The organism is Bradyrhizobium sp. B124 (assembly GCF_038967635.1).
Taxonomy (GTDB): Bacteria; Pseudomonadota; Alphaproteobacteria; order Rhizobiales; family Xanthobacteraceae; genus Bradyrhizobium.
Map to the genome: position 1 here is coordinate 3,911,156 of NZ_CP152413.1, position 21,078 is coordinate 3,932,233.

The 21,078-nt window shown below is 65.0% G+C and carries 19 protein-coding genes; 3 read left to right on the plus strand and 16 right to left on the minus strand.

Annotated elements, in window-relative coordinates; all coding sequences use genetic code 11:
- Positions 1 to 39: 39 nt before the first annotated feature.
- Positions 40 to 1,143, plus strand: coding sequence for an alkene reductase (locus AAFG13_RS18820; RefSeq protein ID WP_212315617.1), 1,104 nt, complete (start codon positions 40 to 42; stop codon positions 1,141 to 1,143).
- A gap of 171 nt (positions 1,144 to 1,314) precedes the next feature.
- Here AAFG13_RS18820 and AAFG13_RS18825 read toward each other — a convergent pair whose 3' ends face one another.
- The gene (locus tag AAFG13_RS18825; RefSeq protein ID WP_312011623.1) at positions 1,315 to 1,788 is read right to left on the minus strand and encodes a MarR family transcriptional regulator; all 474 of its coding nucleotides are present in this window, start codon (positions 1,786 to 1,788) and stop codon (positions 1,315 to 1,317) included.
- Positions 1,789 to 1,861: 73 nt separating this feature from the next.
- On the opposite strand from AAFG13_RS18825, the gene AAFG13_RS18830 reads away from it, so the two are divergent.
- Positions 1,862 to 3,031: an NAD(P)/FAD-dependent oxidoreductase gene (locus tag AAFG13_RS18830; protein ID WP_342712954.1), complete on the plus strand. Its 1,170-nt coding sequence runs from the start codon at positions 1,862 to 1,864 to the stop codon at positions 3,029 to 3,031.
- Positions 3,032 to 3,104: 73 nt separating this feature from the next.
- On the plus strand, positions 3,105 to 3,917 hold the full coding sequence (locus tag AAFG13_RS18835; protein ID WP_342712955.1) for a tetratricopeptide repeat protein: 813 nt from the start codon (positions 3,105 to 3,107) through the stop codon (positions 3,915 to 3,917).
- Here the strand turns inward: AAFG13_RS18835 and AAFG13_RS18840 are convergent.
- The 15 genes from AAFG13_RS18840 to AAFG13_RS18910 all read right to left on the minus strand — a co-directional run bounded on the left by AAFG13_RS18840 (position 3,906) and on the right by AAFG13_RS18910 (position 20,971).
- Positions 3,906 to 4,616, minus strand: a complete 711-nt coding sequence (locus AAFG13_RS18840; RefSeq protein WP_342712956.1) for a hypothetical protein — start codon at positions 4,614 to 4,616, stop codon at positions 3,906 to 3,908. The genes AAFG13_RS18835 and AAFG13_RS18840 overlap by 12 nt on opposite strands.
- A gap of 168 nt (positions 4,617 to 4,784) precedes the next feature.
- Positions 4,785 to 6,527: an ABC transporter substrate-binding protein gene (locus AAFG13_RS18845; RefSeq protein WP_212316430.1), complete on the minus strand. Its 1,743-nt coding sequence runs from the start codon at positions 6,525 to 6,527 to the stop codon at positions 4,785 to 4,787.
- Between the two features lie 108 nt (positions 6,528 to 6,635).
- Positions 6,636 to 6,962, minus strand: coding sequence for a DUF2160 domain-containing protein (locus AAFG13_RS18850; protein WP_212315621.1), 327 nt, complete (start codon positions 6,960 to 6,962; stop codon positions 6,636 to 6,638).
- A gap of 9 nt (positions 6,963 to 6,971) precedes the next feature.
- Positions 6,972 to 7,778 carry a carbohydrate ABC transporter permease gene (locus tag AAFG13_RS18855; RefSeq protein WP_021075985.1) on the minus strand — a complete coding sequence of 269 codons (807 nt, stop codon included), beginning with the start codon at positions 7,776 to 7,778 and terminating at the stop codon, positions 6,972 to 6,974.
- Positions 7,778 to 8,680, minus strand: coding sequence for a sugar ABC transporter permease (locus tag AAFG13_RS18860; RefSeq protein ID WP_212315622.1), 903 nt, complete (start codon positions 8,678 to 8,680; stop codon positions 7,778 to 7,780). Before AAFG13_RS18860 ends, AAFG13_RS18855 begins: the two co-directional genes overlap by 1 nt.
- Positions 8,680 to 9,765, minus strand: coding sequence for an ABC transporter ATP-binding protein (locus tag AAFG13_RS18865; RefSeq protein ID WP_092124513.1), 1,086 nt, complete (start codon positions 9,763 to 9,765; stop codon positions 8,680 to 8,682). The genes AAFG13_RS18860 and AAFG13_RS18865 overlap by 1 nt, the downstream gene beginning before the upstream one ends.
- Before the next feature lie 12 nt (positions 9,766 to 9,777).
- Positions 9,778 to 10,917: an ABC transporter ATP-binding protein gene (locus AAFG13_RS18870; RefSeq protein ID WP_212315624.1), complete on the minus strand. Its 1,140-nt coding sequence runs from the start codon at positions 10,915 to 10,917 to the stop codon at positions 9,778 to 9,780.
- Positions 10,914 to 12,458 carry a glycerol-3-phosphate dehydrogenase gene (glpD, locus tag AAFG13_RS18875; protein ID WP_342712957.1) on the minus strand — a complete coding sequence of 515 codons (1,545 nt, stop codon included), beginning with the start codon at positions 12,456 to 12,458 and terminating at the stop codon, positions 10,914 to 10,916. Before glpD ends, AAFG13_RS18870 begins: the two co-directional genes overlap by 4 nt.
- 327 nt (positions 12,459 to 12,785) lie before the next feature.
- Positions 12,786 to 13,616: a DeoR/GlpR family DNA-binding transcription regulator gene (locus AAFG13_RS18880; RefSeq protein ID WP_092124510.1), complete on the minus strand. Its 831-nt coding sequence runs from the start codon at positions 13,614 to 13,616 to the stop codon at positions 12,786 to 12,788.
- A gap of 145 nt (positions 13,617 to 13,761) precedes the next feature.
- Positions 13,762 to 14,436 (minus strand): HAD-IA family hydrolase, encoded by a 675-nt coding sequence (locus tag AAFG13_RS18885; RefSeq protein ID WP_342712958.1) that lies wholly within the window; start codon positions 14,434 to 14,436, stop codon positions 13,762 to 13,764.
- Positions 14,437 to 14,517: 81 nt separating this feature from the next.
- Complete coding sequence (locus tag AAFG13_RS18890) at positions 14,518 to 14,712, minus strand: hypothetical protein (RefSeq protein WP_212315628.1); 195 nt, start codon at positions 14,710 to 14,712, stop codon at positions 14,518 to 14,520.
- Positions 14,713 to 14,878: 166 nt separating this feature from the next.
- A complete protein-coding gene (locus tag AAFG13_RS18895) occupies positions 14,879 to 15,232 on the minus strand; it encodes an acyl-CoA thioesterase (protein WP_244550008.1) in 354 nt (117 codons plus the stop codon).
- An 89-nt stretch (positions 15,233 to 15,321) separates the two neighbouring features.
- A complete protein-coding gene (locus tag AAFG13_RS18900; protein WP_342712959.1) occupies positions 15,322 to 17,418 on the minus strand; it encodes a 3-hydroxyacyl-CoA dehydrogenase NAD-binding domain-containing protein in 2,097 nt (698 codons plus the stop codon).
- Between the two features lie 2 nt (positions 17,419 to 17,420).
- Positions 17,421 to 18,704 carry an acetyl-CoA C-acetyltransferase gene (locus AAFG13_RS18905; protein ID WP_342712960.1) on the minus strand — a complete coding sequence of 428 codons (1,284 nt, stop codon included), beginning with the start codon at positions 18,702 to 18,704 and terminating at the stop codon, positions 17,421 to 17,423.
- Complete coding sequence (locus AAFG13_RS18910) at positions 18,704 to 20,971, minus strand: acyl-CoA dehydrogenase (protein ID WP_342712961.1); 2,268 nt, start codon at positions 20,969 to 20,971, stop codon at positions 18,704 to 18,706. The genes AAFG13_RS18905 and AAFG13_RS18910 overlap by 1 nt, the downstream gene beginning before the upstream one ends.
- Positions 20,972 to 21,078: the final 107 nt, after the last annotated feature.

Below are 21,078 nucleotides of genomic sequence, written 5' to 3' on the forward strand. Positions count from 1 at the left end.
AAATCTCTCCTCATCCGTCATTGTCTGGAACCGTTTCACATGAGCCAACCGACCAAACTTCTCGAGCCCTACAAGCTTGGCCCGCTGACGCTGCCGAACCGCTTCGTGATGGCGCCGCTGACGCGCAACCGCGCGGTGCCGCCCGGCATGGTGCCAAGCCCGCTCGCGGTGGACTATTACGGCCAGCGCGCTTCCGCCGGCCTTCTGATCACCGAGGCGAGCCAGGTCTCGCAGCAGGGCCAGGGCTATCAGGACACGCCCGGCATCTATTCGAAGGAACAGGTCGCGGCCTGGCGCAAGGTTACCGATCGCGTGCATGAGCGCGGCGGCCACATCTTCATCCAGCTCTGGCATGTCGGCCGCATCTCGCACACCTCGCTGCAGCCGAATGGCGGCGCGCCGGTGGCGCCGAGCGCGATCCGCGCCAAGGGCAAGACCTTCGTGAACGGCACCTTCGCCGACGTGTCCGAGCCGCGCGCGCTCGAACTGTCGGAAATCCCCGGGATCATCGAGGATTTCAAGCGCGGCACCGCGAATGCGCTGGCGGCCGGTTTCGACGGCGTCGAAATCCATGGCGCCAACGGCTATTTGCTCGACCAGTTCGCGAAGGACGGCACCAACAAGCGCACCGACGCCTATGGCGGTTCGATCGAGAAACGCGCCCAGCTGATGCTGGAGGTCTCCAAGGTCGTCGCCAAGGAGGCCGGCGCCGACCGTACCGGCATCCGCATCTCGCCCGTGACGCCGGCCAACGACGTCTCCGACAGCAATCCGCAACCGCTGTTCGACTACATCGTCGACCAGCTCAATGCGCTGAAGCTGACCTATATCCACGTCATCGAGGGCGCGACCGGCGGCCCGCGCGACATCGCGCCGTTCGACTACGCTTCGCTGCGCAAGCGCTTCAAGCAGGCCTATGTCGCCAACAACGGCTACGACTTCGCGCTGGCGGAGAAGGTGCTGGAGGCAGGTGCGGCCGACCTGATCGCGTTCGGCAAGCCGTTCATCTCCAACCCCGATCTGGTCGAGCGGCTCAAGGCCGGCGCCCCGCTCAACGACTGGGACAAGGCGACCTTCTACGGCGGGGGCGCCAAGGGCTACACGGATTATCCGACGCTGAAGGCGACCGAAGCGGCGGAGTAAGGCCTCGCTTTCTCAGCATCGTCATTGCGAGCGGAGCGAAGCAATCCATAGAACCGCATACGTGGAAGCATGGATTGCTTCGTCGCTATTGCTCCTCGCAATGACGGAAGGCAACAAGGCCGGGATCGCTCCCGGCCTTTGTTCGTTATGCCTCCGCGCTCTCGGGCATTCCTACGCCTCGGCAGCCTCGCCGCTCTCCACCTCTTCCGCGACCATGCGGTCGAGGTTTCGATTGAGCCGCCGCAGCAGGTCAAGCAGGGTTGCGGCTTCGGCCGCGCTGAAGCCGGCCAGCGCCTGGTCCTGATCGCGGTGCAAGGCCTTGCGCGCGGCCGGCAGTTTCGCCCTGGCCGCCTTGGTCAGGGACACCAACTGGCTGCGGCCGTCACCCGGCATCGGCGTGCGCTGCACCAGGCCGTCGCGCTCCATCCGCGCCAGGATCTGCGCCATCGACGGCTGCTCGACCTTGGCGGCGCGGGCGAGATCGCGCTGTGACATCGCCTTGCCGTCGCGCAACAGATAGATCACCGGCAACTGGCCGATGCTGAAACCGTGCGGTTTCACCCGCCGCTCACCGAGCCTGAGGAAGCTGCGCGAGGCCATGTTGACCAGCGGCGCCGGACGATCGAACAGGTCCCAATCGGTCACGATCCCACCATTTACATAGGCCCCTATTTATATTAGATAGGCCCCTATGTATCCTGTTGTGAGCGTGGTGTCCATGAGTTCAGATCCCATTCGAATTGCCATTGTGGGCGCCGGCCCCGGCGGTCTGACGCTCGCCCGCCTGCTGCATGTTGCCGGCATCAAGACCAGCCTGTTCGAACGCGAGAGCTCGGCAACCGAGCGGCCGCAGGGTGGAACGCTCGACCTGCACGCCGAGAGCGGTCAGCTGGCGCTGGCGCGCGCCGGGCTTACCGACAGCTTCCTGCGCATCGCACGTTACGAGGACCAGGGCAGCCGGCTCTACACGAGCGATGGCCGGCTGCTGCTCGCGGACGACGACATGACCGGCGACCGTCCGGAGGTCGACCGCACGGCACTGCGCGACCTGCTGCTGCAATCCTTGCCGACGGATGCCGTCGCCTGGGCGCGCTGCCTGCGCGAGGTCGCGCCACGCAATGACGGCCGTTACGATCTCCTGTTCGACGATGCGCGCGAAGGGCCGTTCGATCTCGTGATCGGCGCCGACGGCGCCTGGTCCCGGGTGCGGCCGCTGGTGTCGCGCTATCAGCCGCAATACAGCGGGCTGACCTTCATCGAGTTCGGCATCGACGATGTCGACACGAGGCGCCCTGCCCTGTCGGAGCTGGTCGGCCGCGGCAAGATGGGCGCGGAGAGCGCCGGCCGCAGCCTGATGGTCCTGCGCAACGGCAACGCCCATCTGCGCGGCTATGCGATTTTCCGCGTACCCGTCGAATGGGCCGAGCGGCGGTTCGACGTCACCTCGCCTGCCGCGATGCGTCACGCGGTGCTCGGCGAATTCGCAGGCTGGGCCGATGCCCTGCTCGACCTGCTCCGCGCCAGCAATGATCAATTCGCGCTCCGGCCGATCCACGCGCTGCCCGTCGGGCATCATTGGACCAACCGCCCAGGCATCACCCTGCTCGGCGACGCCGCGCACCTGATGTCGCCGTTCGGTGGTGAAGGCGTCAACGCCGCGATGCTGGATGCGGTGGAGCTGGCGGCGCATCTGGTGGGATCAAAGGATTGGCACGAGGCCGTTCGCGCGTACGAGACCGCGATGTTCGTGCGCGTCGCCAAGCCCGCCGGCGAGGCCGCCGAAGCCGCCGCGACCGAGCTGTCGCATATCAGCCAGGAACTGACGCTGGCGCACCACCAGGCGTACATGCAGATGCGCGCGGCAGCCGGCGACTCCGCGGCGCGGTAAGCGCTGGTCATGATCTCCGGCGCCGCATAGCATGAAGCGGATCGAGCAAGCCTGAACACGGTCGCATGCGGGAATGAGCAAGGACAACGCCGAGGATATCGTTCGACGCGCCACCGTCGCCTTCAATGGCGGCCGGCATGGCGAAGCGATCGAGCTCTGCGAGCGCGGCCTTGCGCGCCAGCCCGGCGAGCCGATGCTGAGCCATCTGCTCGCCGCGGTGCTGTTCGCCAAAGGCGAGATCGCACCGGCCCGCAGGCATGTCGAGACCAGCTTGGCGCGGCGCCCGGACAATGCGGCGGCGCGGCTGCTCGCGGCGCGCCTCGCCCGCAGCGGCGGCGAATTCGACGCCGCACTGACGCATCTCGACCGCGCCGTCGCGCTCAAGCCGCAACGCGAAGCCTTCGTCGAGAAGGCACGCACGCTGGAACTGGCCGGCCGCAAGGCACAGGCCCGCGAGGCCTGGGAGGCGATCCTCAAGGCCATCCCGGAGCATCAGGAAGCCAACGCAAGACTTGGCCGGCTGGCCTGGGAGGATGGCGACCTCGCCGCTGCGGTGAGCTTGCTCGAGCGCGCTGTTGCAAGCACGGCGCCGGCCTCGGTGTGGTTCGATCTCGGCGTCGCAAAGCAGGATTTGCGCGATCATGACGGCGCCGCACGCGCCTATCGCAAGGCGCTCGAGATCAAGCCGGATTACGCCGAAGCGGCGCTCAATCTGGGGATCACGCTGCAGGAGAGCGGAGAGCCCGACGCCGCGATGCAGGCCTTCGCGCGCGCCTATGCCTTGCGTCCGCATCTGTTCGGATCGATCGCCATGGCGCTGACCTCGGCCCCGCACGGCCGACTGTGGCTCGATGAGCGCGCGCTGCGTGCAGCCTTAGGTCACTAGCCGGCCGCGCTTGGCGCGGAAATGCTTGCGATAGACGTTGGGTGCGGCCAACACCTCGCCGACGACCTTGGAATAGGCTTCCCGGTGCGCGTCGTCGAAGGCCTCGAACACCAGTTCGGGGGCCTCGCGCGGCACGGCGAAGCATTGCACGACCGGCGTTCCCTTCGGCAACACGCCGGCAAAACCGGGCTGGGTCCAGACCGCCGGGAAATTGATGCCGCCGTCGTGAAACCGGTCGGCGTCGACCAGCCCCGAGATCACCCGGAACGGCAAGTCGTCGCGATTGACCGGATGCGTCGCGAACAGCGACCAGCCCGGCTCGAGCTCGATGGTCCAGAAGCTGTTGAATTTCAGCGCAGCCTGCCCGTTGGCGAACGGCGCGCCGGCGAACTGCGCGACCGGATGGAAGCTGAGCGGTGCACGCGGATGACCCTGCGTTGCGGGCTCCGGAATGTCCCAGTCCCAGGCGAAGGCACCACGCTCGACCCTGACATCGCAGGGCAGCGGGATCATGACCCCGTGGGCCATCGCATCGACGAAGGGCGGGCATTGCTTGACCGTGCGGATCTCGCGGTCGTGGATGTCGGAATGCGCCTTCGCAGGCATCGCGCGCAGCCAATCGGGCAACGCAGTGCGGGCCGGGAACGGTCGCGGCAGATGATCGGCGAGCCGCGGGTCGCAGCGAAAAGTCATGCGCATGACGAAACTCCGGAGGTCACGATGCGATGACAAGGAGACGCATATGACCTCATCGCGTCATTTGAGCACAATCCTGAACCGGTCTCCACAGCCACAGATCCAGCAAAAAAGGCCGGGATTGCTCCCGGCCTTTTGCAGTTTGCGGATGGCGTGGGCGGTCAAGCCTTCTTACTTCGCTTCGGCGCGCTTCGGCGGGCTCGCCGGCCACGACTTGATCAGCGTGTCGTAGTCGATCGTTTCGCCCTTCGGCTTCTCGTTCGCGAGCTTGCGCTGCGGAGCGATGGTGCCGTCCTTCTCGGCCTTCTTGTACCAGTACTCGGCAGTTTCCTTCTTGTTCAACTTCGGTCCGCAGGCACCCTGCACACCGGACTTCTCAAGACGCTCCATCACCGAATCCTGGGCCGCGGCGAGCGCGTCCATCGCAGCTTGCGGCGTCTTCGCACCGGACGACGCATCGCCGATGTTCTGCCACCAGAGCTGAGCGAGCTTCGGATAGTCAGGCACGTTGTTGCCGGTCGGGGTCCACTGCACGCGCGCGGGCGAACGGTAGAACTCGATCAGACCGCCGAGCTTCGGCGCGCGCTCGGTGAACGACTTGTCCCAGATGTCGGATTCACGGATGAAGGTGAGACCGACTTGGCTCTTCTTCAGGCTCGTCGTCTTGGAGACGATGAACTGCAGGTAGAGCCAGGCCGCCTTGCGGCGATCAACCGGGGTCGACTTCAGCAGCGTGGCCGAACCCACGTCCTGGTAGCCGAGCTTCATGCCGTCCTTCCAGTACGAGCCGTGCGGCGACGGAGCCATACGCCACTTCGGCGTACCGTCCGCGTTCATTACGGCGATCCCCGGCTTCACCATGTCGGCGGTGAAGGCGGTGTACCAGAAGATCTGCTGGGCGATGTTACCCTGCGACGGCACCGGGCCCGACTCGGAGAAGGTCATGCCCTGCGCCTGCGGCGGAGCATACTTCTTCATCCAGTCGAGATACTTGACGATCGAATAGACCGACGCCGGACCGTTGACGTCGCCGCCACGTTCGACCGACGAGCCGACCGGACGGCAGCCTTCCATGCGGATGCCCCATTCGTCGACCGGCAGGCCGTTCGGGAGGCCCTTGTCGCCGTTGCCGGCCATCGACAGCCAGGCGTCGGTGAAACGCCAGCCGAGCGAGGGGTCCTTCTTGCCATAGTCCATATGGCCGTAGACCTTGACGCCGTTGATCTCCTTGACGTCGTTGGTGAAGAACTCGGCGATATCCTCATAGGCCGACCAGTTCACGGGCACGCCGAGATCGTAGCCGTACTTGGCCTTGAACTTGGCCTTGTATTCCGGGTTGGTGAACCAGTCGTAGCGGAACCAATAGAGGTTCGCGAACTGCTGGTCGGGCAGCTGATAGAGGTGGCCGTTCGGTGCCGTCGTGAACGACTTGCCGATGAAGTCGTCGATGTCGAGCATCGGATCGGTGACGTCCTTGGCTTCGCCCTTCATCCAATCGGTCAGGTCGACGGCCTGGCCGTAACGGAAGTGGGTGCCGATGAAGTCGGAGTCGTTGATCCAGCCGTCATAGACGTTCTTGCCGGACTGCATCTGGGTCTGGATCTTCTCGACGACGTCACCTTCCTGGATGATGTCGTGCTTGACCTTGATGCCGGTGATCTCCTCGAACGCCTTGGCGAGCGTGCGGGATTCATATTCGTGCACCGTCAAGGTCTCGGAGACGACGTTGATCTCCATGCCCTTGAAGGGGGCAGCGGCCTTGATGAACCACTGCATCTCCTTCATCTGGTCGTCCTTGGAGAGGGTCGACGGCTGGAATTCGCTGTCGATCCACTTCTTGGCGGCCGCCTCGTCGGCGCGGGCCGGCGCGACAAGAGTGACCGATGCTGCGACGAGCGCGACCGCGCTGGTCATCGTCAAAAGCTTATCTTTAGTCATTCGTAAATGTCGCATTAGATTCCTCCGGTTGCAGCGACTAAATCAGGCCCGGGTAGACCCCGGATCTGCTCTTTTTCGCGTTCTTCAGACGGTGCGAAAAATCACCACGGCTGAAAGAAGCGAAATTACCGTTCCGAGCCATAGGCTCGAAATCTCGACGCCCTCCCCGATCGGCAGGGTGAAAATCGGATCGGTGCCGACGAGGCCGACCCACAGCAGGTGGATCACCGCCGCCAGCACCAGCGAGACGAACAGACGGTCGCCGCGCGTGGTCGGAATGCGCAGCACGCCGACCCGCTCCGCCTCGGGATAGGCGATCGCGAGCCAGGTCATCATCCCGAGCGTAGAGGCAAGCAGCACGAAGAAGACCGCGGTGGGCAAGGTCCATGCCATCCATGCGATGCTGTCCATGAGCGCCTCCTAGACCCGGCCGAGCGCGAAGCCGCGCGCGATGTAATTGCGGACGAACCAGATCACGAGTGCGCCGGGGATGATGGTGAGCACGCCGGCCGCGGCAAGCAGGCCCCAGTCCATGCCGGCAGCCGAGACCGTGCGCGTCATGATCGCTGCGATCGGCTTGGCCTGCACCGAGGTCAGCGTGCGCGCCAGCAGCAGCTCGACCCAGGAGAACATGAAGCAGAAGAAGGCGGCGACGCCGATGCCGCTCGCGATCAGCGGCACCAGGATCTTGATGAAGAAGCGCGGGAACGAATAGCCGTCGAGGAAGGCGGTTTCGTCGATCTCGCGCGGCACGCCGGAGACGAAGCCTTCCAGGATCCACACCGCCAGCGGCACGTTGAAGATGCAGTGCGCGAGCGCGACCGCCCACGGCGTATCGAACAGGCCGATCGCCGAATACAGGTTGAAGAACGGCAGCGCGTAGACCGCCGCCGGCGCCATGCGGTTGGACAATAGCCAGAAGAACAAATGCTTGTCGCCGAGGAAGCGGTAGCGCGAGAACGCATAGGCCGCCGGCAGCGCCACCGCGATCGAGATCACGGTGTTGATGACGACATATTCCAGCGAATTGATGTAGCCGGAGTACCAGCTCTCGTCGGTGAAGATGCGCCGGTAATGCTGCAGCGTTGGCGTATGCGGCCACAGCGTCATCGTCGAGACGATCTCGGCGTTGGTCTTGAAGCTCATGTTGACGAGCCAGTAGATCGGCAACAGCAGGAAGATCAAGAACAGCGCCATGATCAGCCGGCGGCCGGGGATCGAATGCATCACGCCGCTCCTTGCTTGACCGGGCGCTCGGAGCCGGCATTGGTCATCACGGTGTAGAACACCCAGCACACGATCAGGATGATCAAATTGTAGACCAGCGACAGCGCCGCGGCCTTGCCGAGGTCGAACTGGCCGAGCGCGATCTTGACGAGCTCGATCGAGACGAAGGTCGTCGAGTTGCCGGGACCGCCGCCGGTGACCACGAACGGCTCGGTGTAGATCATGAAGCTATCCATGAAGCGCAGCAGTACCGCGATCAGCAGCACGCGATTCATCTTCGGCAGCTGGATCGCCTTGAACACCGCCCAGCGCGAGGCACCGTCGATCTGCGCCGCCTGGTAGTAGGCGTCGGGGATCGACTTCAGGCCCGCGTAGCAGAGCAGCGCGACCAGGCTGGTCCAATGCCAGACATCCATCACGATGACCGTGACCCAGGCGTCGACCTCATTGGAGACGTAGTTGTAGTTGAAGCCGAGGTGGTTCAGCACATAGCCGAGCAGGCCGATATCGGGCCGGCCGAAGATCTGCCAGATGGTGCCGACCACATTCCACGGAATCAAGAGCGGCAGTGCGAGGATGACGAGGCAGGCGGCGACGCTCCAACCTTCGCGCGGCATCGACAGCGCGACGATGATGCCGAGCGGCACCTCGATCGCAAGGATCACGGCCGAGAAGAACAGGTTGCGGCCGAGCGAGGCCAGGAAGCGGCCGCCGAGATCGGTCGAGGGATCGAGCAGCTCCTTGAACCAGCCGACACCGTTCCAGAAGAACTGGTTGTTGCCGAAGGTGTCCTGCATCGAATAGTTCACGACCGTCATCAGCGGCAGCACCGCCGAGAACGCCACCACCAGGAACACCGGCAGCACCAGGAACCAGGCTTTTTGGTTGATGGTCTTGTCCATCAGGCGACCCCTTCGACCAAATGGCTGTCGGCATAGACGTGGACGTTGGCGGGATTGAAGATCAGGCCGGCGGTATCGCCGGAGATCGAGAAGCCCGGTGGCACGCGCGCCGCGAGTTTGGTGTTGCCGATCCGGACGCGGGCGAACTGGATGCGGCCGAGATCGTCGATCCGCTCGATGGTGGCCGACAGCAGCCCGGACGCGGGTGCTGCGACATCGACAAATTCAGGCCGCACGCCGATCTCGATCTTCTTGCCGGCCGGCAGGACACCATAGTTTCGATGCAGGCCGATGACATGGCCGTCGATCCGCGCCTCGTGGCCTGAGACCTCGGCGGGCACGATGTTCATGCCGGGCGAGCCGATGAAGTAGCCGACGAAGGTATGCGCCGGCTTGTCGAACAGTTCGGCCGGCGTGCCGCTCTGCACCACGCGGCCGTCATGCATGACGACGACGGTATCGGCAAAGGTCAGCGCCTCGGTCTGGTCGTGGGTGACGTAGATCATCGTGAGGTCGAGTTCGCGATGCAGCGCCTTTAGTTTCGAGCGCAGCTGCCATTTCAGCTCGGGATCAATCACGGTCAGCGGCTCGTCGAACAGCACGGCGGCGACGTCGGAGCGCACCAGGCCGCGGCCGAGCGAAATCTTCTGCTTGGCGTCGGCGGTGAGCCGCGTCGCCTTGCGGTTAAGATACGGTGTGAGGTCGAGCAAATCGGCGATCTGCCTGACCCGCGCATCGACCTCGGCCTTCGCGACGCCACGGTTCTTCAGCGGGAAGGCCAGGTTCTGCCCGACCGTCATGGTGTCGTAGATGACAGGGAACTGGAATACCTGCGCGATGTTGCGCTTCTGCGTCGACAGTGGCGTGATGTCCTGGCCGTCGAACAGGATCTTGCCGCGCGACGGCGTCACGATGCCGGAAATCAGGTTCAGCAGCGTGGTCTTGCCGCAGCCGGAGGGCCCGAGCAGCGCATAGGCGCCGCCCTGCCGCCAGGTCATCGTCACCGGTTTCAGCGCAAAGGATTCCAGCGGCGCGTCATTGCCGCTGTAGGATTGCGCGAGATCGACGAGGTCAATGCGAGCCATCGGGCATCTCCCTCAATTGCTCTTGCTGGCTGACGCGCGTGCCGCAAGCGAACTGCCATACAATTCGCTAGCAAACGCGGTCGCGGGCGACGCGACCAGGCGGTCAGCGGCGTCAAACACGAAGATATTCTCGGGATCGAGCGCGGCCTCGAGCACCTGCCCGGGTTCATATTCATGCACGCCGTGCAGCACCGCGACCCAGTTCGAATCATGGACATGAACGTGCACGAAACTCTCCGACCCCGTGATCTCGGTCACCGTGACGGTGGCCGAGAATTTGTGGCGGCCGGGCACGACGCTCCCGACCTCGAGTTGGTGCGCACGGAAGCCGATCTTGTACCTGCCGTCAGGCAGGTTGGCGTACAGCCCGGCCGCGGGCGCCTGCTCGCCGCCGGCATAGATCACCCGGTCACCCTTCTTCTCGATGCCGATGATGTTGAGCGGCGGATCGGAGAACACCTGCGCGACCCGCAGCGTGTCGGGATGGCGGTAAACCTTCGGCGTCGCGCCGGTCTGCAGCGCCTGGCCTTCCCACATGCACACCGTGTCGCCGCCGAGCAGCAGCGCCTCCGACGGTTCGGTGGTGGCATAGACGAAGATCGCACCCGAGGCCTCGAAGATCCGCGGCAGCTCGGCGCGCAGCTCCTCGCGCAGCTTGTAGTCGAGGTTGGCGAGCGGCTCGTCGAGCAGCACGAGGTCGGCGCCCTTGACCAGCGCGCGCGCAATCGCGGTGCGCTGCTGCTGGCCGCCGGAAAGCTGCAACGGCGTGCGCTTCAAATAGGGCTCGAGCCGCAACAGGCTGGCCGCCTCCGCCACCCGCTGCTCGATCTCGGCCTTCGGCTTGCCCTGCACCCGCAGCGGCGAGGCGATGTTCTCGTAGACCGTCAGCGAGGGATAGTTGATGAACTGCTGATAGACCATCGCGACCGAGCGCTGCCGCACGTCGGCGCCGGTGACGTCCTTGCCGTCGACCAGCACGCGGCCGGTGGTCGGCTTGTCGAGGCCCGCGAGCAGCCGCATGATCGAGGTCTTGCCCGACAGCGTCGGTCCGAGCAGCACGCTGAGCGTGCCACGCTCCAGCGTCAGCGAAACATCGCGGATGGTCTGGATGCCATCCACGGTTCGCGTGACGTTCTGCAGTGTAACGCTCATGCCCGTCCTCCCGCTTCGCGGAGGGGACGTTCACCTGACACGCGGTTGGCGATCATCCACTCGTCGAGCGCGGCGATTTCACCGGCCGTCATCCGCAAGCCCAGCTTGGATCGTCGCCAGACGACATCGTCCGCGGTCCGCGCCCATTCGTTCGCCATCAGGTACCGGACTTCACTCTCCGTCAAGGTGGCGCCGAAGGCGCGGCCGAGATCATCAGCCGTTGCTGCATTGCCCAAGACCTTGCTGGCGCGCGTGCCATAGGCGTGGGCGAGACGGTTGGCGTGGGACTGTGCGAGGAACGGATAGTTGCGAACCAGCTCGGCGCTCAGCGCGGCGACCGCGGAGACATCCATGTCGCCGCCGGGCAGCGGCGCCTTGCCGGTCCAGCCCTCCTGCGCCTTCGCGCCGCGGAGATAGGGCGACAGCCGCTCCAGCGCCTCTTCGGAGAGGCGGCGATAGGTGGTGATCTTGCCGCCATAGATCGACAGCAGCGGCGCACCGCCGGGCGTATCGAGCTCGAACACGTAGTCGCGAGTCGCGGCCTTGGCTTCGCTCGCACCGTCGTCATAGAGCGGACGCACGCCGGAGTAATTCCAGACCACGTCCTCGGGCTTCACCGGCTTGGCAAGGTATTCGCTGGCGGAGGCGCAGAGATACTCGATCTCCTCACGCGTCGCCTTCACCTCGGCCGGATCGCCGTCATAGTCGCGATCGGTGGTGCCGATCAGCGAGAAATCGTTCTGGTAGGGAATGACGAAGATGATGCGGCCGTCGGCATTCTGGAAGATGTAGGCGCGGTCGTGGTCGTAGAGTTTCGGCACGACGATATGCGAGCCCTGCACCAGCCGCACCTTGGCCCGCGCGTTGACGCCGACACCGGTGGCGAGCACCTGCTCGACCCAGGGACCGCCAGCGTTGACCAGCACGCGCGCCTTGATGGTGTCGCGGGCGCCGGTGGCGCCGTCCTCGACCGTGACATGCCAGACGCCATCGATCTGCCTGATCTCGACCGCGCGGGTGCGGGTGCGAATCTCGGCGCCGCGATCGGCGGCATCGCGCGCGGTCAGCGCCACCAGCCGCGCGTCGTCGACGAAGCAATCGGAATATTCAAAGCCCTTGGTGTAGCGCCCGGGGATCAGCGGCTTGCCGACCACGTCGCGCGTCAGGTCGACCGAGCGCGTCGCCGGCAACAGGTGCCGGCCGCCGATATGGTCGTAGAGGAAAAGACCGAGCCGCAGCAGCCAGGCCGGGCGCAGGCCGGCGTGGTGCGGCAAAACGAAACGCAGCGGGCGAATGATATGCGGCGCGATCTGCCAGAGGATCTCGCGCTCGATCAGCGCCTCGCGCACCAGACGAAACTCGTAATACTCGAGATAGCGCAGGCCGCCATGCACGAGCTTGGTCGACCAGGACGACGTTCCGCTGGCCAAATCATTCATTTCACAGAGGAAAACAGAATTGCCCCGGCCCGCCGCATCGCGCGCGATGCCGCAGCCATTAACGCCGCCTCCAATGATGGCGAGGTCGTAAATTCGATCCAAAGAACGCTTCCCCCGGCAACCGTTTTCGCTTTGACGGTTTTACTTTCGGATTGGAGTAGATCACAACCAAAAACGAAAGCAAAGTGAAAATAGGGAACTCTTGCTGGGGATTTTTTGGGCGGAATGATCGTGGCGGGGGCAGCGGGTTCGCGGATTTATCGCCATCACGCCGAACTCCCTGTTGAACCCGTCACCCTGAGGTGCGAGCGGAGCGAGCCTCGAAGGGTCGACGGCCACCGGCCGGGCCGCGCACCCTTCGAGGCTCGCTCCGCTCGCACCTCAGGGTGACGGGTCCGATGATGAACGCTTTGATCAGAGAGTTCGGAATTACGCGCTGCGCAGCGTCGCGGGTGCGGCGTCGGCGCCGTTGTCGTCAATATCGGCCTGCGGCTTGTCCATCGCGACGACAACCTCGATGCCGCGGCTGTGGCAGATGTTGGCGAGGCCCGCGGGCAAGGGCGAATCGGTGACGAAGGTCTGGATCTGGCTCATATGGGCGATACGCACCGGCGCGCTGCGGCGGAGTTTTGTCGCATCCGACACCAGCATCACGTTGCGCGCGTTGGCGATGATCGCCTGCGCCACCTGCACCTCGCGATAGTCGAAGTCGAGCAGCGCGCCCTCCTCGTCGATCGCAGACGCGCCGATGATCGCGTAGTCCACCTTGAACTGGCCGATCAGCTGCGTCGCGGTCGAGCCGACCACCGCACCGTCGGCGCGGCGCACCGTGCCGCCGGCCACCACCACCTCGATGCGCGGATGGCGGTACAGCAGCATCGCGACGTTGAGGTTGTTGGTGATGACAAGCAGGTCCTCATGCGAGGTCAGCGCACTGGCGACCTCTTCCGTCGTGGTGCCGATGTTGATGAACAGCGAGCAGCCGTTCGGAATCCGCGCGGCCGCAGCGGCGCCGATCGCCTTCTTCTCCTCGGCGGCGACGAATCGGCGCGCCTCATAGGCGAGGTTCTCGACACCCGAGGCGATGATGGCGCCGCCATGGATGCGGGTCAGCGACCGCTCGTCGCAGAGATCGTTGAGGTCCTTGCGGATGGTCTGCGCCGACACCTCGAACCGCTTGGCAAGGTCCTCGACCATGACCCGGCCGAATGCGCGTGCAATGTTGAGGATTTCAGTCTGGCGATGGGAGAGTCCGGCCACGGCGGCCCCCTTGAAACGGCGAATGACCCATCGTGCGACCGTTCGGCACCGAGGTCAACGAGCAAGCATCGCCGGGGTTAAGGACTGCGTTGCAGCAATGTGGAGCCGGCAACGTTTCGGCACAATGCCTCACCAAGCCATTTCCTCACCAAGCCATGGCGGATGCAACAAGGCGAATCAATTCCGGATCATCGAATGCCGCCGCGCTGGCGGCCGCGCCGGCCGCGAGCAGATCGGCATGACCGAGCCCGGTTCGCATCCCGATCGTCGCGATGCCCGCCGCCGTCGCGGACTGGATGCCGGAGCGCGAATCCTCGAACGCGAGCGAAGCCGAAGCCTCCGCGCCTGCGCGGCGCAGCCCCTCGAGATACGGCAATGGATGCGGCTTGCCGTGCGCCAGTTCATCGCCGATCACGACAGCCTTGAAACGGTGCGCGATGCCCAGTCCCGCGAGCAGCAGTTCGGCGTTCGGGCGCGGCGCGTTGGTCACCGCCACCATCGGCACGCCGGCGCGATCGGCCCGGTCGAGCAGCGCCATCAATCCCGGCACCGGCACGATCTGGCCAGAGACCAATTCGCGGAAAATCCGCTCCTTCTCGCCAAGGATGCTGGCGCGGCGGTCGGCCGGCTCGTGGGCGAGGAAGCGCTCGCCGATCGACGCATTGGAGAAGCCTTGCAGCTCCTTGCCGAAGCGCGCGTGATCGAAGCTGTGTCCATGGGGGCTGAGCACCCGGTTGAACGCCGCCAGATGCAGCGGATCGGTGTCGGCGAGCGTGCCGTCGATATCGAACAGCAGTGCTTTGCCTTGTGTCTGCGACATCCGAAAACGTTTCCGTGAGTTCGGATGCATCAATACAGACTCTCGCGGCGCGCGCAAATGACGCGCCGCCGAGGCCGGATGTCAGGAGGCCAGCTGCAGATCTTGCCCAGTGACAAGCCGTCGCGCCGCGCGCTCGGCCTCGCGTGCGTTGCGGAAGATCTGGCCTTCGAGGGCCTGGAAGCGCTGCGAGGCTGCAAAAAACGCGTAACCCTTGGTATCGCGCACCACGATACCCGCGGTCTGTGAACTCACTTCGATGACGTAGCAGTCAGACATTATCGGCCTCGGTTTGATTCCGAGCCGACAACTGCATCACCGTCTGTTTGTTCCTCGGTTTATTTGCGAAGCGAAGCGCCGCTTTTGCGATCGAGCCGCGTTCCTGTCTCAGTTTCGACGCGTTTTCTCTTGCACCGAATCGGCGGCGCTTTTCGCGCGAAAGACGTCAGGTCGAAATCGTCGCACCATCGCGCTGGATTGTTTGCGGACGGCCCTGATCGTCGATCGAGACATAGGTGAAATTGCCATCGGTGACGAGGATCGACTGCTGCTCTCGGCGGCGCAGCACCCAGGCTTCGAGATGCACCGTGATCGAGGTGCGGCCAACGCGCACCAGATTGGCATGCACCGAAACGAGATCGCCGACATAGACCGCCTTGCGGAAGTTCATCGCCTCGATCGCAACCGTCACGGTGCGGGACTTCGCCAGCTTGGAAGCGAACACGCCGCCGCCAACGTCCATCTGGCTGAGCAGCCAGCCGCCGAAGATGTCGCCATTGGCGTTGGTGTCGGCCGGCATCGCCAGCGTGCGGATGCAGAGATCGCCCTGCGGTTCGTTGCCGCTGATCGGCGGTGCGTGAACATGCGTTTCAGGCGCTTGGGTGTCGGTCACTTGAAGGTCTCCCAGCCTGCATCGGGTGCGAAACGATCGCCGAATTTCTGCGCCAGCGCGCGCAGCGCGGATACGACAGCCTCGACGCCGCGGGTGCGCGCGTAGTTGAGCGGGCCGCCGCGGAACGGAGCATAGCCGGTGCCGAAGATCATCGCACCGTCGACCATATCGGGGTCGTCGACGATGCCCTCGCGCAAGGCGGCGATGCAGACATTGGAGATCGGCAGCACCAGGCGGTCGATCATCTCGTCGCTGACTTTCGGACCGGTCTCCGGCAGCGGCGCTTTCTCCGCCTTGCCGTCCCTCCAGGTGTAGAAGCCCTTGCCGGTCTTGCGGCCGAGCTCACCCTTGGCGACCTTCTCGCGCAGCCAGGCCGGCGTCGGCGGCAGGGCGTCGCCGAACTTCGAGCGCAGCATGTCGCCGACATCGAGGCAGATATCGAGGCCGACCTGGTCGGCGAGCTCGATCGGGCCCATCGGCATGCCGAACTCGACGGCAGCCGCATCGATCAGGCGCTGGTCGGTCTTCTCGTCCAGCATCATCATCGCTTCCAGCATATAGGGCGTCAGTGCGCGGTTGACGAGGAAGCCCGGCGAGCTCTTCACCGGCAGCGGCAGGCGATCGATGGCGCCCACAAAAGCGAGCGCTTCCTTCAGCATCGCAGCATCGGTGCCGTCATGGCTGACGACCTCGACGAGTTGCAGCCGCGACACCGGATTGAAGAAGTGCAGGCCGAGCAGCCGCTCCGGCCGTGCCAGCGTGGTGCGCAGATCCTGCAAGGGGATGCTCGACGTATTGGTGGCGAGGATCGCGCCCTGCTTCATCTTCGGCTCGAGGCCGGCATAGACCTTCTGCTTCAGCTCGAGCTTTTCCGGCACCGCCTCGATGATCAGATCGGCGTTGCGGGCGCCCTCACCGTCCATGTCGGGGATCAGCCGGTCGAGCGTATCGCGCTGGTCAATCTTCCTGCGCATGATCTTGCCGAACAGATCCGCAGCGCGCTTCATTGCGCCCGCGATCGGCTCGGCCTTCATATCGGCGAGCGTCACGCGCATATCCTGGTTGGCGCACCAGGCCGCGATGTCGCCGCCCATCGCGCCGGCGCCGATGACGTGCACGTGCTGCACTTTGTTGCCGCTGCCGGCCGCCTTCTTCATCTGCTCGCGCAGGAAGAACACCCGGATCAGGTTCTGCGCAGTCGGCGTCACCATCAGATTGGCGAACGACGCCTTCTCCGCGTTGAGCATTCCCGAGCGGTTGCCGGCGTGCTTCTCCCAGAGATCGATCAGCGCTGAGGGCGCCGGATAATGCTTGCGCGGCGCGGCCTTCTCGGCCTCGCTGCGCATCCGCGAGGCAAGCAAGCCCCGCGCCGGCGCGAAATTGAGGATTGCGGTGAGCACGCCCGGCTTGGCGCGCTTCAGCCGGCCGAACACCGCGTCCTTCACGGCGTTGCGGACGTGACGCTCCTGCGTGACGGCGTCGACCAGACCGAGCGATTTGGCGCGCCGCGCGTCGATCGTCTTGCCGGTCAACATCAAGGTCATCGCCTGCATCGGGTTGACCAGCTCGGTGAAGCGCACGGTGCCGCCGAGGCCGGGATGCAGGCCGAGCATCACCTCGGGAAAGCCGAACCTGGCATCGTCGATCGCGATCCGCATCTGGCAGGCCAGCGCGACCTCGAGGCCGCCGCCGAGACAGAAACCGTGGATCACCGCGACCGAGGGCACGCGCAGCGCCTCCAGCCGGTCGATCACCGCGTGCGCGCGGCCGATCTCGGTCTCGACTGCGCGCGGGTCGCTGGCGCCGCGAAATTCATTGACGTCGGCTCCGGCGATGAAGCCGCTCTTTTTCGCGGAGCGCACCACGAGGCCGGTCGGCCGCTGGTTCTCCAGCGCCGCGACGATGGCATCGAGCTCCTCGAGCAGATCGGCGGACAGCGTGTTGGCGCTGGTGCCGGCGCGGTCGAACAGCAGCCAGGCAATGCCGTCCTCGTCGCGCGTCAGCTTGAAGTTCTTGTACGGGCTGTCGGCGGCCGGCTTCGGCCCGAGCTCGAGCACGCGATCGGCGAGAACGTCCATGATCCGTGAATCCATGATCACACCGTCTCTATCAACATCGCGCCGCCCTGCCCGCCACCGATGCATTCGGTGGCGACGCCGCGCCTGGTGCCGAGCCGCTTCATCGCATTAACCAGATGCAGCACGATGCGGTTGCCGCTGGTGCCGACGGGATGGCCAAGGCTGATCGCGCCGCCGTCGACATTCAACTTCGCGCGGTCGATCTCGCCCGCCGCGCCGTCGAGCCCTAGAATCTCGCGGCAGAATTTGTCGTCGTTCCAGGCGGCGAGGCAGCCCAGCACCTGGGTGGCAAAGGCCTCGTTCAGCTCCCAGGTCTCGACGTCCTGCAATGTCATTTCGTTGCGCTTGAGCAGTGCGCTCGCCGACAGCACCGGACCAAGACCCATGATCGACGGATCGAGCGCCGACCACTGGCTGTCGAGGATGACGGCCCTAGGCGTCAGCCCATGCTTTGCTACCGCCGTCTCGGACGCCAGGATCACCCAGCATGCGCCGTCGGTGATTTGCGAGGAATTGCCGGCAGTGACCTGACCCCACGGGCGCTCGAACACCGGTTTCAGCTTTGCCAGCGTTTCGGCTGTCGAATCCGGGCGGACGCCGTCGTCATGGTCGTAGAACTTGCCGTCGCGGGAGAACGCGGTCTCGACCTCGCCCTTGAGAAAGCCTTGCTTCTGCGCGTTGGCCAGCCGCTGGTGGCTCTCGGCGGCGTAAGCATCAGACTGCGCACGGGTGATGCCGAAGAGATGGCCGACCTTCTCGGCGGTCTGGCCCATGTTCAGTTCGGTGATGGGATCGGTCAGCCCGCGCTCCAGCCCGATGATCGGCTTGAAGTAGCTCGGCCTCACCTTCAGCGCCGCGGCGATCTTTGCCCCTAACCCCTTGGCGCCGGCAAAGCCGGCAAACCAGCGCACGCCGGAATTTGGCCAGACCAGCGGCGCGTGGCTCAGCGCCTCGGCGCCGCCGGCGAGGATCAGGTCGGAGATGCCCTCGCGGATATAACGATAGCCGGTGTCGATCGACTGCATGCCGGAGCCGCAATTGATCTGCATCGTGAAGGCGACCATCTGCTCGCCCATGCCGAGCCGGAGTGCTGCGACCCGCGCCGGGTTCATCTCGTCGGCGATGACGTTGACGCAGCCGAGGATGACCTGGTCGAACGCGGTGGGCGCGAAAGGCTGCCGCGCCAGCAATGGCCGGCCGCATTGCACGGCGAGATCGACCGGGGTGAACGGGCCGGGACCGGAACGCGCCTTCAGGAACGGCGTCCGGCTGCCGTCGACGATAAAGACTGGTCGCGCCATCAGCTTGCCGCCCTCTGCTCACCAAGCTCCTGGAAGAACTGATGCACGTCGGCGGTTTTCTTGTAAATCGGGGACAACGCCTCCGGCGCAAAATCATCGACCTCGATGACCTTGGCCACGGCCTCATGGGCGGCGGCGAGCTTCTCGCCGTCGGCTTCGGTGATGACGCCTTTCTTGACGGCCTCCTTCCAGTCATGCAGCCGCGCCGCGCGCAGCTGCTTGGCCGCATCCTCGGACTCGGTGACAAGGCGGAAGGCTTTTTCCAGTCGCGCGATGCCGCCGTCGTCCTCGACAAAGGCGAGGTCCGGCGTCAGGCGGTCGCGTGCCGCCGACGGCGACAGCACGAGCTGTGCGCAGAGATGCACGACGCTATCAGACGGCCCCGTGACGCGCGCGCCGAACGGCTGGATCAGGAATTTCAGCATCCATGCCATCGGGCGGCTCGGCAGATTGGCGAGGATTTCCGCAAAGCGGTTCTCGATGGTCTTGAAGCCCGACGCCATGCACCATTCGAGCGCGGGAAGATCCTCCTTCTGCCGCCCCTCGTCCTGCCAGCGCTTGAGCGCGGCAGAAAGCAAGTAAAGCTCGGACAGGATGTCGCCGAAGCGCGCCGAGAGCATTTCCTTGCGCTTCAGCGCGCCGCCGAGGGTGAGCAGCGCCATGTCGGCGCACAGCGCGAACGCCGACGAGTAGCGCGAGAGCTGGCGATAGAACTCCGTTGCATCGCCGGCATCCGGCGCCGGTGCGAACAGGCCGAAGGTCCAGCTACGGCCCCAGGCGCGGAACATGGTCGCAAAGCTGTGGCCGACATGCTTCCAGAACGCAGTGTCGAACGCGGTGAGCCCCTTGTCGCGATCGGTCTCGCTGAGCGCGTTCATCTCCTGCAACAGATAAGGATGCGCGCGGATTGCACCCTGCCCGAACACGATCAGGTTGCGGGTCAGGATATTGGCGCCCTCGACCGTGATGCCGACCGGCACCGAGCGGTAGAGCCCGCCGAGATAGTTCTGCGGCCCGTCGATCACGGCCTTGCCGCCATGGATGTCCATGGCGTCGTCGATCACGATCCGCATCCGCTCGGTGGCGTGCAGCTTCATGATCCCTGAGATGACGGCAGGGTGACGCCCCTCGTTCAGCGCGGCGCAGGTCAGCCGCCGCGCGGCGTCGAGCAGATAGGCGGTGCCGGCGATGCGCGCGAGCGGCTCCTCGATGCCCTCGAATTTCGAGATCGAGATGCCGAACTGCTCGCGGATGCGGGCATAGGCGCCGGTGGTGCGCGCGGCATAGGCGGCGCCGGCGGCCGACAGCGACGGCAGCGAGATGCCGCGGCCGGCGGCGAGCGCCGTCATCAGCATCTTCCAGCCCTGGCCCAGGCGCTCCTGGCCGCCGATGATGTAGTCGAGCGGGATGAAGACATCGCGGCCCCAGTTCGGGCCGTTCTGGAACACCTGCATAGCCGGCAGATGGCGCTGGCCGATCGAGACGCCGGGCAGATGGGTCGGGATCAGCGCGACCGTGATGCCGAGCTCGTCCTCGCTGCCGACCAGGTGATCGGGATCATAGGCCTTGAAGGCGAGGCCGAGCAGCGTCGCGACAGGCCCCAGCGTGATGTACCGCTTGTGCCAATTCAGCTTCAGCCCAAGCACCTCGCGGCCTTCGAAATTGCCCTTGCAGATGATGCCGGTGTCGATCATCGAGGCGGCGTCCGAGCCGGCCTCCGGGCTGGTCAGCCCGAAGCAGGGAATGTCCTGGCCCGCGGCCAAACGCGGCAGCCATTTGTCCTGCTGCTCTTTGGTGCCAAAACGCATCAAGAGTTCGCCCGGCCCGAGCGAGTTCGGCACCATCACGGTGACGGCCGCGGTCAGCGAGCGCGAGGAAATCTTGCGCACCACTTCGGAATGCGCATAAGGCGAGAAGCCGAGGCCGCCGAATTCCTTCGGGATGATCATGCCGAAGAATTTCTTGGCCTTGATGAAGCTCCACACCTCCGGCGGCAGATCGCGCCATTCCCAATTGATCTTCCACTCGTCGAGCATCGCGCAGAGCTCGTCGACCGGGCCGTGCAGGAAGGCGTTCTCCTCGTCGGTCAGTTTGGCCGGCGCGAACGCCAGCAATTTCGACCAGTCGGGATTGCCGGTGAAGAGATCGGCGTCCCACCAGACGTCGCCCGCTTCCAGCGCCTCGCGCTCGGTGTCCGACATGGTCGGCAGCACACCACGCGCCCAGGAGAAGATCGGCTTGGACAAGTAATCGCGGCGGAAGCTCATGGTGGGGTCCTCATGAAACGGCAGCGCGGATGGGTGATGATCCTATCGGAAAGTGCCGTTCACCGGTGAACACTTCGCTGTTCAAATAAAGCGAAATTGACGCGGCC